Origin of the sequence: Cronobacter sp. EKM101R, from assembly GCF_963888145.1 — a bacterium.
Classification (GTDB): domain Bacteria; phylum Pseudomonadota; class Gammaproteobacteria; order Enterobacterales; family Enterobacteriaceae; genus Cronobacter; species Cronobacter turicensis.
This window is the reverse complement of the sequence record NZ_CAWPHW010000023.1, coordinates 259,067-272,154: the sequence shown is the minus strand read 5'-3', so window position 1 is coordinate 272,154 and position 13,088 is coordinate 259,067. Positions and strand designations below refer to the sequence as shown.

Below are 13,088 nucleotides of genomic sequence, written 5' to 3'. Positions count from 1 at the left end.
CTGCGCCGCGTTGCGACGGCGGGTGCGCTTCGCTTACCCGCCCTACGTTAATGCAACGCCCTGAGTGTAGGGTGGGTAAGCGAAGCGCACCCACCTTAACAAAACGCCTCTAACGCGCGATCAGGAGACCAGCAGCTGGTTCATACGGCGGATAAACTGGTTGGGATCCTCCAGCGTACCGCGCTCGGCGAACAGCGCCTGATCGAGCAGCAGCTCAACCCACTCTTTAAACTGCGCCTCATCCTGGGTATCGGCGGTGCGTTTCACCAGCTGATGATCCGGGTTGATTTCAAAGATGTATTTCACGTCCGGCACCGCCTGGCCCGCCGCGGCGAAAAGTTTCGCCATCTGCGTGCTCATTTCGTCGTTGTCGGTGGTGACAATCGCCGGGGTGTCGGTCAGACGGTGCGTCAGACGCACATCTTTCACGCGATCGCCCAGCAGGGTTTTCACACGTTCGACGAACGGCTCCAGCGCTTTTTCCGCTTCTTTGACGCTTTCATCGACTTCATCCGCCAGTTTTTCCAGCGATTCGTCGGCTTTCGCCACAGACTGGAACGCTTTGCCGTCGAACTCGGTGAGATAGCTCATCATCCATTCGTCGATGCGATCGGAAAGCAGCAGCACTTCGATGCCTTTCTTACGCAGCAGCTCCAGATGCGGGCTGCTCTTCGCGGCCGCGTAGCTGTCGGCGGTAATGTAGTAGATCTTCTCCTGCCCTTCTTTCATGCGGGAGACATACTCTGTCAACGCAACGGTCTGCGCGGCGGAATCGGTATGCGTGGAGGCGAAACGCAGCAGCTTTGCGATCGCTTCCTGGTTGGCGCTGTCCTCCGCCGGGCCTTCTTTCAGCACCAGACCGAACTGCTTCCAGAAGGTCTGGTATTTCTCAGCGTCGTCTTTAGCCAGTTTATCCAGCATCTGCAACACGCGTTTGGTCAACGCGCTGCGCAGGTTGCGGGTGATGGTGCTGTCCTGAAGGATCTCGCGCGACACGTTGAGCGGCAGATCGTTGGAGTCAATCAGGCCGCGCACGAAGCGCAGGTAGTTCGGCATAAACTGTTCCGCGTCATCCATGATAAACACGCGCTGCACATAGAGTTTCAGCCCGTGTTTATGATCGCGGTTCCACATATCCCACGGCGCCTGAGACGGGATGTACAGCAGGCTGGTGTACTCCTGCTTCCCTTCCACACGGTTGTGGCTCCAGGTCAGCGGATCGGTGAAATCATGGGCGATGTGTTTGTAGAACTCTTTGTACTCGTCATCGCTGATCTCGCCTTTGCTGCGGGTCCACAGCGCCTGCGCCTTGTTGATTTTCTCCCAGGAAACGATGGTTTCGCCGTCTTTCTCCTCGCGGGTTTCAATCTCTACCGGCAGCGCGATATGGTCGGAGTATTTGCTGATGATCGAGCGCACGCGCCAGTCGTTTAAGAACTCATCTTCGCCTTCGCGCAGGTGCAGCGTGATTTCGGTGCCGCGATCCGCTTTGGTGATGTCCGCAACGGTGTATTCGCCTTCACCTTCCGATTCCCAGAACACGGCTTCATCGGCGCTCACGCCTGCGGCGCGGGTGCGCACGGTCACTTTATCCGCCACGATAAACGCGGAGTAGAAGCCCACGCCGAACTGCCCGATAAGCTGGCTGTCTTTCGCCTGGTCAGAGCCCATCGACTCAAGAAACGCTTTGGTGCCCGATTTCGCGATGGTGCCGAGATGGTCGATGACTTCATCGCGCGTCATGCCGATGCCGTTATCGGCGATGGTCAGGGTGCGGTTGTCTTTATCAAACGACACGCGCACGCGCAGATCGCCGTCGCCTTCATAAAGATCGGGGCTGGAGAGCGCACGGAAGCGCAGTTTGTCCGCCGCATCCGAGGCGTTGGAGATAAGCTCACGCAGGAAAATCTCTTTATTTGAATAGAGAGAATGGATCATCAGGTGCAGAAGCTGTTTTACCTCTGACTGAAAACCACGGGTCTCTTGTCCTTTCATAATGGTGATACCTCAACAAAACAGGCCACAGTGAACAAAAACGGTTGAGGGAGAGATGGGGATAGAGGGGAAATTTTTCAAGCGGCAGGAAAAAACGACGAACGCTGACTGGTTAAAAGCCGCGCAATGCGGCTTTCGGGAATGGCAGGCTGTAAGGCTTAAAACGTCATCTTATGGCGTCCGGCCAGCGAGTGCGACAGCGTCGTGCCATCGACCATCTCCAGCTCGCCGCCCACCGGCACGCCGTGCGCGATGCGGCTTGCGTCAACGCCATACTGGCCGCAGAGCTCGGCGATGTAGTTCGCGGTCGCCTCGCCTTCCACCGTCGGGTTGGTGGCGAGAATAATCTCTTTTAAGGGTTCCGCTTCCAGACGCTGCTCCAGACGGTCAAGGCCGATATCGTCCGGGCCAATACCGTCGAGCGGCGAAAGATGGCCCATCAGCACGAAGTAGCGGCCGGAGAACTGGCCGGTCTGCTCAATGGCGTGGATATCCGCCGGGCTTTCCACCACGCAAATCTGTCCGTTTTCCTGACGGCGCGGATTGGTGCAGATATTACATTTTTCCTGCTCGGTGAAAGTGCGGCAGTCGGCGCAGTGGCCGATTTCCGACATGGCGCGGGTCAGCGCCTGAGCAAGGCGCATCCCGCCGCTGCGATCGCGTTGCAGCAGCGTAAACGCCATGCGCTGCGCCGATTTCGGGCCGACACCCGGCAGGCAGCGCAGCGCTTCCATTAGTTGAGTCAGCAGAGGACTGGTCTGCATGAATGAAATTCCTTAACAACGAACAAAGCGTGTAGATTACCACTTGCGCCTTTATGCACGCACCCTAAACCTGCTTAGTTATAGGATAGCGTAAGCGTTCCGGCCGCGTTGGCTTTGCCTGGCATGACCCCGGCGCCGGTTTTGTAATAGTTCGCCGTAAACAGCAGCGTTTCCGACGCGCCCGCGCCGCCGGGGTGAGCAGGATCGGTAAAATAGCTGTAGCCCAGCGCGGCATCGACACTGCGCCGGGAGGTTAGCAGCGGGATCGGCGTATTCATGGGCAAGCCGGTTTTACCGCTGTCGTAACCGCCTGAAGCGAGTTTAAGATTAAGTTGTACGCCAATGCCGGTCGCGACGTCCGGCGCGCCGGAGTCGGACAGCGCGATAACCGTGTTATTCGCCGTATCGCCACTCGCCGCGGGCGCCTGCATCTCCAGCGTCACATTAGTGCCCGGCTCACAGGAGAGCGTAACGGTTTTCTGCGCCTCGCCCACCTGCACGCTGTTGTCAAACGCGGCGGCGTCAATATTCCCCATCACAAAATTTAGCGAAGCGGTGTCCGCCGTGCATCCCATGGCTTTCACATCGACTGAAGTGGAAGAAACATTCAGTTGCGAGGCGATATCGCCATTGGAACTCTCGCTTTCGCGCTCGCGAAAATCCACACGCGCCAGCGGCGACGGCAACATCAAACTACCGCTGCCTATTTTTCCGCCTGTTGCGACCAGCTGTAAACGGTACGCAGATCCCCTTAACGTATGATTGTTGCCAAACAGACTCCCGTCGCCGCGACGCCAGTCGTTATCGATGGTGGTTTCATCGTCATAAGGCCCTGCCTGGTTAAGCGTAAATACCCGCACGCCGATCCCATCAAGATTGGTAGGATAAATGTGATCGCCAAACGAGGCGCTGGTTTGCGGCGCATTCAGAAACAGAAAGCCGACGTAATAACCCTGATTACAATTATGTATCTCCACCTCATCATTACTCCCTGAAACATAGCCTGAGTCATACAACACGGTGTTTTGCGCATAGCCGCCGCTTTCCACGAGAATATGTTCAGGCAAATGCACTGAAGATATTGAGATTTCGTCGCCGCGACGGCGCTCGCACGCGGCATGGGTGGTCGTCGACAGGAGTGAAAAAAAGAACAGCAATATGAAGGCAGGCCAGCGCATAGCAGGGATCTCTTATCGTGTTATTCAGGCGGGTTATTGATAGACAAAATTGATGGTCACGGAACTGCTGAAATCTCCGGCGCCAGGCTTGCCCTCAGGAGAATACATGCGGGCTATCATGCGTAAATTGCCGCTGTGGGTGTCGGCATCGACAGGCACGCTATAGCTGACGCCATTAGCAAGATTGACCAGCGGTTTGCCGTCAGCATTAATCAACTGAAGTCCAATCCCGGTCGCGCCATTTTCATATTGGTTGGCATAGATGGCGGTGCCCATCGCGCCATTATCATAAGGCTGTCCGCTGAAGGTGGCCGTCGCTTCGCTCAGGCCCCCCGTACAGCCCGTGAGCTTTATCTGCACAGGAATGCTGGCGCTATTCGCCCCAGGGATCGACAGTTCCTGACGGTTGAACGTGCCGAGCTTAACGACGTTCGGCGCCTCGACATTGCAGGAAGGACGAATAATATTGCCACTAACCGAAAAATTAATTGTACTTTGTCCTACCCCCGCCCTGCCTGTAAGGGGAAATAAGGCGTCACAGATAAGCAGCGCTATTACCAATAAGCGTTGGGGGCCTGACACCGGGGCGCGTAACATTAAACCAGATATCATTACATGAACTCCGTTAACGGCAGCCGTGTTTACTGACACGCCGCCTGCTGAAAAATAATCGCGCCGTCGGACGCTGCGGGTTTCAACGAATAGTTGACGGCGCACTGCTGCTCGCTACCACTCCCCCACTTCACGCGCAGTTGCCCTTGCGGTTGCAGCCCGGCCAGATACACTTGCCCGTCTTCTCCGACGATATCGCTATGCGCCGCTGGCTCTGTATTATCCGTCGTCACCAGCGCGCCAAACGGGACAGGTTTGCCCTGAAACGTGAGCGTCAGCATCGCCTTCAGCCCGGAAAAGGTCTGATAGTGCGCTTTCACGACCGCTCCACGCGTCGGCACCACTTTCTTCGTGATATTTTCAATATCGGTATCGCTCACCTGCGCAAGCCCGCTGTCATCAAGCGAAATCGCATTTTCGTGATAAGGCCTGACATAGGGCACGACAGCGTTGCCCTGAGCATCGGTGTGAACATTGTTCTGGCCGTTTACAGGAATATCCTTTGCGCCCGGCGCCGACACCAGCGCGACGCTCTCATTCAGAGTTCGGGAGAACGTGAGTCCATCAGCATGCGCCACCATTCCACCGCGCAGCGCGTAGTTGTAGCGAGAAGTGAAATTGTCATAGCCATAGCCACCTGACATATCGCCCCGCGGACTTTGGTAATTGACGCTGACGTTACCGTTCGTTTTCTGATTTGTGGCGTTATACCCTTCCTGCACCTGCCAGTTGAGGCTGTTGTCCGCAAGCATTGAGCCGCTCATTCCCAGACTATGCAGGGTTGCCCCATGCTGGCTGCTGTTCATTGAGTAGTTCATTGAGGCCGAGGCAAGATGGCCTTTACGATCGAACGCACTGAACGGCACGTTGACCGTGAACGCGAGCAGCCGGTCATTTGTTATCGTATCGTCGTCATTATTACGGGCGACGTTCAGATTGCGGGCATAGCTAATAAAGTAAGAAACCTGCCCCCAGCTATTGCCGTAGCCGAGATTCATTGACGTCATTTGCGAACGGTCCCAGTAACGCTCTTTCATCAGCGATAACGAAAACGCGCCGACCCGGGTGCTTTGCGACAGCGTAACGTCAAACCGATGCTCCGCATGCTCCATATCTTCTGACGCCTCGTAAGAGCTGCGGGCGTTGATGAGATCCTGAAAAGAGTAAAAGCCGCTGGTGGCGTAGCGATAACTGGCGACAGAAATGTCCGTGCCGGTTTCCTGCAACGTTTTGCTATATCGCATACGCCAGGCCTGACCGACGCTATTTTTCATATTGCCGGGGCTGAGTCGATCAGCCAGTTGTGCCTTCGCCTGGGTCACATCCACCGACAGCGCGCCGAGATTGCCCAGATTCATCCCGGCCCCCAGCGCATAGCTGGTATACGCATCCTGCGCTTGCGTCAGGCCGCCGTAGAGTGTTAATGCATTTGATATCCCCCAGGCGGTAGCGGACTGGATAAAATCCAGCGAGGAGGAATTATCCCTGTCACTGCGGGTTTTACCCGCCGCCAATGACCAGGTGAGTTGATCCTCGCGCTGCAACACCGCAAGCGACGCGAAAGGCACCACAAAGCTTTGCTCACTGCCATCGGACTCCTTCACTGTGACATCCAGGTTGCCCGCGCTACCGGTCGGATAAATGTCGTCTATTTCAAAGGGGCCGGGGGAAACTGACGTTCTGTAGATGCTGTTACCATTCTGATAAACCGTGACTTCGGCGTCGCTGCGGGCGATGCCGCGTACAACAGGCGCAAAGCCCTGCTGGCTGTCAGGCAGCATGTCGTTATCTGAAGCCAGCGACACGCCGGTATAGGCCACGCTATCGAAGATTTTCGCGTCAGTATTTCCTTCGCCAATCACCAGACGGCTTTTCAGCGTGCGAATATCCCGAGAAACATGGCTGTAAACAGAGTTCCACTGGTGTTTTCCATCATTGATATTCAGCGTCGAATAATTACGCAGCCGCCAGGCGCCTACGTTAAGCCCTGGCAAGAGGCTCACAAACTGGCTGTGACTCACTGCATCATTAACGCGCAATGTCGTGGTTTGCCCGGAAACGCTGTAATTCAACAGGCCAGCGGTTATGCCGTCATCCCATTTTTCTTCCGGCACATAGCCACGCGCACGGTGCTCCATGGCAAGCTGTGGAATGGAAAGCTCAAAACGCTGCTGGTTTAGCACTAATCGGGCAGACAATCCCTGAATCGCCGTCAGGTTTGCACAGCCCTCGCCTTCTTTTATGACATCCGGATAACGTTCAATCTTTATATTCCAGCGCTGAAGGTGTTCACGCGTGACACACGGCATCAGCACGCGTTGATTATCAGCCGCCTCGACATAGCGGAAAGTAAATGTCCCGGCATCGGTTAATTCTCCGTTAATATAAATATCGACATTATAATCCCCGGCCGGAGTCTGTTCCTGGCTGAATAAGTTCAGATCAAGCGCAGGCGCTGCCGTTTCGCTGGTTTCCAGCAGATGAGGATTAAAATATTCATTTGCCCGGGCTACGCGCGTCACAGAAAACGCTGCGCAGATTACCCACAGGGTAATTATGGGCCGTATTTTCTTTAAAATGATCATCACGCGTTACCCGGTTATACCCGCAAAGAATTAATAATGCGCAGCGTGCTCGCTGCCGCTCATTCCAAAGTCGTTAATAATCTGCCATTTCACATCACCGTGACTCTGCACTTTAGTCATTGAAAAAGCGGCTGTGGAAAAGGGCGCAACAAACGTCGCGTTTTTAACCGGAACGTTATTTACAGTGACGGATGAGAAATTCATGTAAAACGGGGTCGGGTTATTCACTTTCACTGTATTGCCCAAAGCGCTCCAGGAAAGTTTATTGGCCACCGATTCGGGCACGCTGCCATGCAGACTTACTGGACGATAAATTAATTTAATCCGTGAGTTAATGGCAATTTGCAGTTCATTTTTAACGGGCGTTTCATCCATTGCCGGAATGCCTTTCACATTAAGCCAGAACATGGATTCGCGATCATCAGGCAATGATTTACCGGAACGTACAATACGAACAGAGGCCTTTTCTCCGGCATTCAGGCGAAACAGCGGTGGCGTAATAATCATGGTGTCTTTGGCTGCGGACGTTGCCCCGACAGGCGATACCCATGACTGCACCAGGTTAGCCGTTTTATCTTTATTCTGAACGGATAACGTAGCGGCTTTTTGTTGACCATCGAACACTACGCGGGTGCCGCCGACGACAATGCTTGCCTGCGCGGCGCTGACAGAGAACGCGCATAACAGGGCGATTACTAATGGTTTCATAAATACTCCGGATAAAAAGGGGGGCCCCCCTTTATTTATTGATAACTCACGCTATAGGTTAAGGTGCTGGTAACATTACCTTTGGTCACGCCGGTCGCGGTCGCCACGAGCTGTGCGGTATAATCCACACTGACATCGCCACCTTCAGTCGGAATAGCAATATCGGTATTACCATCATTGACCTTCACAACATCGGTACCGTTCTGTTTTAACAGAATAGCGACATTAGTTGCGGCATCGGTCGTTGCGATATTTTTGAAATAACTGTCGTCACCGTCAGTCTGGCCGCTAAATTTAATGTTGGCTTTAGCGACGCTACCTGCCGGGCAGGCCGAAAGCGTTATCGTGAAATTTTTCGGTGCGCCCGTGTCGCCTTTATTCACCAGATCCGCTTTCGCTGTTTCACCTAAATCAATGGTTGAACTTCCGTCGCCGACCGTTACTGTACACGCGGCATCAAGCACTTTTCCGTTGAAGGTTAACGTTTGACTGGTCGCCATTGCCGCTTCAGAACAGCAAAGGGTGGCCAGCACAGCAATAATGCTGCTGTTAAGTTGAGTATATTTCATCGTAATTCTCTGCATTCCTTTTAATGAATTAATAAAAGGATTTCCGACCTGATAATTAATTCCATACCCGTTAATGAAAGCGAGAACTAACTCCTTTTTATTCCCATTATCAAAGTGGCGATTTTAACGTGGAGCAATACCACGCCAGATACGCCATAGTTATTACAGCTCGCCTGAATATCGATAATATTCACAGGAGTTATAATATGCACAAATGGTAATAGTTAGTCTTTAATCATACAATTAATGAATACTTAAAAGGGATTTTACTGACATTTGCGGAACAGGCGTTCCGGCCAGAATCAAAAATATGCAGGGAGATAACGAGGGGGAAAAGCAGGACGACAGGCGGGGCCTGCCGTCCGGGTACATCAGAACGGCATTTTAAAGCCTGGCGGCAGTTGCATACCGGAAGACACAGACGCCATTTTTTCTTTCTGCGTCTCTTCGATGCGGCGCGCGGCGTCGTTGAACGCGGCGGCGACCAGATCTTCCAGCATCTCTTTATCGTCTTCGAGCAGGCTCGGATCGATTTCCACGCGACGGCAGTTATGCGCGCCGTTGATGGTCACTTTAACGAGGCCAGCGCCAGATTCGCCCGTCACTTCCAGCTGGGCGATTTCTTCCTGCATCTTCTGCATTTTTTCCTGCATCTGCTGGGCCTGTTTCATCAGGTTGCCCAGACCGCCTTTACCACCAAACATAAGCTTCTCTCTTTTGCTTCAGGTCGCTGACGGCAGTGCCGACAGCGAGGCCATGGGTTACAACAGGCAGCGATACTGCCTGTCAAAGGGGGCGAATACTCTCTTCATCCAGATCCGCATCGAAGAAACGACGCAGCGTCTGGATATTGGTATCCGCGATAATCGCTTCTCTCGCCTGGGCGAGCTTCTCTTCGTAGATCGCCTGCCGCCATTCCAGCGGCGTCCGGTGCGCCAGATTATCATCTTCAATGATAGTCAGTTCAACCGGCGCGCCGTACAAAACGCCCAGCGCGTCGGCGAGCGTTTTCTGCGCCGACGCCGAATTAAGGTGGCGCTGCGACGGGCGCAGATGCAGGCGGATATGCTGCCCGTCCTGCTCTTTCCATGCGTTTAGCGCGACCTGCTCGACCAGCTTCGGCACCTGCAAACGGCTGACCTCGGCGGCCCATTCGTCACGCGTAATCGCCTCTTCGGCGAGTTTCGCGGCAAGCTCTGGCGTCTTCTCGTGCTCCAGCGCTTTTTTCAGCGCCCGCGGCGTGGCGACGGGTGCCTGCTGCGCCTGCGGCACAATGTTTTTCGCTTTCCAGCGATACGCCTCTTTTTTGGCCGGGGCTTCGTCTTTCACCGCCGCGGGCCGGGACTGCACGCGCTCGGTAACGGACGCCAGCCGCTCCAGCGCGCTGTTATTCACCGGCCGCGCTGTGGCTGGCGCTGCCGGTTCATTCTTTTTTGTTTTGGCCGCTCCCTGAGCGCGCTGCAACTGACTGCGCGCCTGTAGAAGCTGGCTGGTGGCGTCGGGCAGCGGCGTCTGCGCGCCCGGCTGCGGTTGAGAAACGGGTGACGAAGCGGGTGCCGACGGCGCCTGATACGACGCCGTTGACGGGGCCTCTGGCGCGTGCACAACCGGCAGCACCGCGGCAGGCTGTACCTCGCGCTCCGGCTCCGGCAGCGGCGCGCGCGGGTGGAATGCCAGCGCGCGCAGCATGGTCATTTCCACGCCCATCCTGCGCTCCGGCGCCCACGGCAGCTCTTTACGCCCGATAAGCAGCGTCTGGTAATAGAGCTGGATATCGCCCGGCGGCACGGCGCGGGCCAGTTCGCGCAGGCGCGGCTCCAGCGGAGCCATGTCCGCGCCGAGCGCGGAAGGCGACAGCTGAACCATCGCGACGCGGTGCAGCAAGCCGAGCATCTCAACCAGCAGCGCCTCCCATTCGACGCCGCGCGCGGCAGCGTCGTTAATCTGTTGCATCACGCGCTCGCCGTCGGCGGCGACCAGCGCTTCAATGAGGCTCAACGCCTGGTCGTCATCGAGCGTGCCGAGCATGGTGCCCACCGCCTGGGTGGTCACCTGCCCGTCGCCGCTGGCGATAGCCTGATCGGTCAGGCTCAGCGCATCGCGCAGGCTGCCATCGGCGGCGCGGGCCAGCAGTTGCAGCGCGCGCGGCTCATGCGCGATGCCTTCCTGCGTCAGGACATGCTCAAGCTGCTGGCGGATTTGATCCGGATCCAGCGCCCGCAGATGGAACTGCAGACAGCGGGAGAGGATAGTCACCGGCAGCTTTTGCGGATCGGTGGTCGCCAGCAGGAATTTCACATGCGCGGGCGGCTCTTCCAGCGTTTTCAACAGCGCGTTGAAGCTGTGGCGCGAGAGCATGTGAACTTCATCAATAAGGTAGACTTTAAAGCGGCCGCGGGCTGGCGCGTACTGGACGTTATCCAGCAGATCGCGGGTATCTTCCACTTTGGTGCGCGAGGCGGCGTCAATCTCAATCAGATCGACGAAACGCCCCTGCTCGATTTCACGGCAGTTGTCGCACACGCCGCACGGGGTGGCGGTGATGCCGGTTTCACAGTTCAGCCCCTTCGCCAGAAGACGGGCGATGGAAGTCTTGCCGACGCCGCGCGTACCGGAAAAGAGGTAGGCGTGGTGAATTCGGCCCAGCGATAAACCGTTCGCCAGGGCGGTGAGCACATGCTCCTGGCCGACGACGTCAGCAAAGGTTTGTGGGCGCCATTTTCGGGCTAAGACCTGATAACTCATGGGCAGGCTCTGAAACGCTTGAGTGGTGGATTCTGAAGGGGTAATGCTAACACAGCCCCACCCGATGGGCGAGGCTGCCGGGAAGGAAGATCAATGGCCCGGGAACGGCACGAGGCTGTAGCAGGTGATGCCCTGCTTGTTGAGGCGTTCTTCGCCGCCGATGTCGAACAGATTAATGATGAACGCCGCGTCGGTCACGTCGCCGCCCAGACGACGGATAAGCTTCACGGTGGCTTCAATGGTGCCGCCGGTCGCCAGCAGATCGTCAACCACCAGCACTTTATCGCCAGGCTTGATCGCGTCAACGTGGATCTCCAGCTGATCGGTGCCGTACTCCAGCTCGTAGCTTTCAGCGATCGTTTCACGCGGCAGCTTACGCGGTTTGCGCACCGGGACAAAACCCACGCCCAGCGCCAGCGCGACCGGCGCGCCGAACAGGAAACCACGCGCTTCGGTGCCGACCACCTTCGTGATGCCCGCGTTTTTATAGCGCTCCACTAACAGTTCGATGCTCAGCGCATAGGCTTTAGGGTCTTCCAGCAGGCTGGTGACGTCACGAAAGAGAATGCCCGGCTTCGGGTAATCCTGAATGCTTTTGATGCTATTTTTAAGATATTCAAGCTGCTGCGCAGTTGCGGTCATGGATGTATGCCTGATAAAAACGGTATTACTCACAGGTTGCCGGACACGACTGAAAGGCGATTTTGTTCACCCTTTAATCAACGGCCCCTGTACTCGAAAACGCTCGAATTTACTGGCTGCGCGCGGTAAATGCAACCACTGCGGGCAGGCTTTACCTGTTTTGTTGTTTTTCATCAACCACCGGGATGCGCCACATGAAAATCAGCAGCCCGGAAAGAATAAATAACAGCAGAATACGCACCCAGAAAATCTTGACCAGCCACAGTGAGATAGCGAAAGTGGCGAGAATAAATAAAATCGCGCGCGGCTTTGCGCCCGGCGGCATCGCGCGGTGCTGATGCCAGTGGCGAAGATAATCGCCAAACCAGGAGCGGTAGAGCAGCCAGTGGTGAAAACGCGGTGACGAGCGCGCAAAACACCAGGCGGCCAATAGCAGAAACGGCGTCGTCGGCAGAAGCGGCAACACCACGCCCAGCGTCGCCAGCACTACCGCCAGCCACCCCAGGATGAGTAATATAGTCCTTTGCATAATCGTACTCGCGAAAGCAGGTGAGTTACTGTAGCACAGCGCGCATGGCCAGACGCCCGGAGTAAAATGAGAACCCCCCTATTATTACAATCGCTGAAGACCCGCGTCGCCACGCTGCGCGAGCTTATCGAACCGCTGGCGTCGCAGCGCCATTTTTCGCCGCGCTTCGACCGCCAGCTGTTTTCGTGCAGCGGGGCGCGGCTCGGCGATTATCTGGCGGAAGCCGAAGAGAGCCTCACGCACCTTGAGGCGGCCGTGACTCAGGGCGATGCGGCGCGCGTGGCGTGGCTTGCGGAGCGGCTCGCGGCGCAAATCGAGGCCTTACAGCGTGAAGCGGCGACGGCCACGCTGCGCCGTCATGAGAACGCGCATTTGCCGGGAGGACGGCTGCATGCAAGGCTTGCGGAGTATCAGGAATATGAACGGCGCCTGCTGGCGATGAAAACCGGGCGCGAGCGGCGATGTGCCGAAAATCATGACCCGCAACTGGCGCGTGAAATCGACGCGCTCAACGAGCGTCTGGCGCGCTGTCGCGCCGCGATCGCCCGCACCGAGCGCGCGCTGGAGCGCATCACGCGCTGAATAAATTATAAAGGAGAGAAACGATGTCGCTGGAACAAGCCCCTGATGAGGTCAAGCTCGCGGTCGATTTGATTATGCTGCTGGAGAATCACGAGATCCCGCCGCAAACGGTGCTCGCGGCGCTGGAGATTGTGCGTAACGACTATCTTCGCAAACTTAGCGAAACCGAAAAATAATCG

The 13,088-nt window shown here is 56.1% G+C and carries 13 protein-coding genes and 1 other annotated feature; of the genes, 2 read left to right on the top strand and 11 right to left on the bottom strand.

Going from position 1 to position 13,088, the window contains the following annotated elements; translation table 11 throughout:
- Positions 1–120: 120 nt before the first annotated feature.
- The 11 genes from htpG to AACV31_RS13810 all read right to left on the bottom strand — a co-directional run bounded on the left by htpG (position 121) and on the right by AACV31_RS13810 (position 12,327).
- Complete coding sequence (gene htpG, locus AACV31_RS13860; protein ID WP_165153221.1) at positions 121–1,995, bottom strand: molecular chaperone HtpG; 1,875 nt, start codon at positions 1,993–1,995, stop codon at positions 121–123.
- Positions 1,996–2,153: 158 nt separating this feature from the next.
- Positions 2,154–2,759, bottom strand: coding sequence for a recombination mediator RecR (recR, locus tag AACV31_RS13855; RefSeq protein WP_007767660.1), 606 nt, complete (start codon positions 2,757–2,759; stop codon positions 2,154–2,156).
- A gap of 74 nt (positions 2,760–2,833) precedes the next feature.
- Positions 2,834–3,937, bottom strand: coding sequence for a type 1 fimbrial protein (locus tag AACV31_RS13850; RefSeq protein ID WP_165153219.1), 1,104 nt, complete (start codon positions 3,935–3,937; stop codon positions 2,834–2,836).
- 33 nt (positions 3,938–3,970) lie between these two features.
- Positions 3,971–4,549 carry a fimbrial protein gene (locus tag AACV31_RS13845; protein WP_255491214.1) on the bottom strand — a complete coding sequence of 193 codons (579 nt, stop codon included), beginning with the start codon at positions 4,547–4,549 and terminating at the stop codon, positions 3,971–3,973.
- Positions 4,550–4,578: 29 nt separating this feature from the next.
- Complete coding sequence (locus tag AACV31_RS13840) at positions 4,579–7,134, bottom strand: fimbria/pilus outer membrane usher protein (protein ID WP_165153565.1); 2,556 nt, start codon at positions 7,132–7,134, stop codon at positions 4,579–4,581.
- A 30-nt stretch (positions 7,135–7,164) separates the two neighbouring features.
- The gene (locus tag AACV31_RS13835; protein ID WP_075198197.1) at positions 7,165–7,842 is read right to left on the bottom strand and encodes a fimbrial assembly chaperone; all 678 of its coding nucleotides are present in this window, start codon (positions 7,840–7,842) and stop codon (positions 7,165–7,167) included.
- A 35-nt stretch (positions 7,843–7,877) separates the two neighbouring features.
- Positions 7,878–8,411 (bottom strand): fimbrial protein, encoded by a 534-nt coding sequence (locus AACV31_RS13830; protein ID WP_075198198.1) that lies wholly within the window; start codon positions 8,409–8,411, stop codon positions 7,878–7,880.
- A 371-nt stretch (positions 8,412–8,782) separates the two neighbouring features.
- Positions 8,783–9,115 carry a YbaB/EbfC family nucleoid-associated protein gene (locus AACV31_RS13825; protein ID WP_004386900.1) on the bottom strand — a complete coding sequence of 111 codons (333 nt, stop codon included), beginning with the start codon at positions 9,113–9,115 and terminating at the stop codon, positions 8,783–8,785.
- 82 nt (positions 9,116–9,197) lie between these two features.
- Complete coding sequence (gene dnaX / locus AACV31_RS13820) at positions 9,198–11,156, bottom strand: DNA polymerase III subunit gamma/tau (RefSeq protein ID WP_165153217.1); 1,959 nt, start codon at positions 11,154–11,156, stop codon at positions 9,198–9,200.
- Positions 9,801–9,865, bottom strand: a sequence feature (DnaX frameshifting element). Its footprint overlaps the gene before it by 65 nt.
- Before the next feature lie 90 nt (positions 11,157–11,246).
- Positions 11,247–11,798 (bottom strand): adenine phosphoribosyltransferase, encoded by a 552-nt coding sequence (apt, locus tag AACV31_RS13815; RefSeq protein ID WP_007706173.1) that lies wholly within the window; start codon positions 11,796–11,798, stop codon positions 11,247–11,249.
- Positions 11,799–11,949: 151 nt separating this feature from the next.
- On the bottom strand, positions 11,950–12,327 hold the full coding sequence (locus AACV31_RS13810) for a DUF454 family protein (protein WP_165153215.1): 378 nt from the start codon (positions 12,325–12,327) through the stop codon (positions 11,950–11,952).
- Positions 12,328–12,393: 66 nt separating this feature from the next.
- Here AACV31_RS13810 and priC point away from each other — a divergent pair, with 66 nt between their 5' ends.
- Both priC and rsmS read left to right on the top strand, forming a co-directional pair.
- A complete protein-coding gene (priC, locus tag AACV31_RS13805) occupies positions 12,394–12,909 on the top strand; it encodes a primosomal replication protein PriC (RefSeq protein WP_165153213.1) in 516 nt (171 codons plus the stop codon).
- A 23-nt stretch (positions 12,910–12,932) separates the two neighbouring features.
- Positions 12,933–13,085, top strand: a complete 153-nt coding sequence (gene rsmS / locus AACV31_RS13800) for a pleiotropic regulatory protein RsmS (protein ID WP_007706164.1) — start codon at positions 12,933–12,935, stop codon at positions 13,083–13,085.
- Positions 13,086–13,088 lie beyond the last annotated feature (3 nt).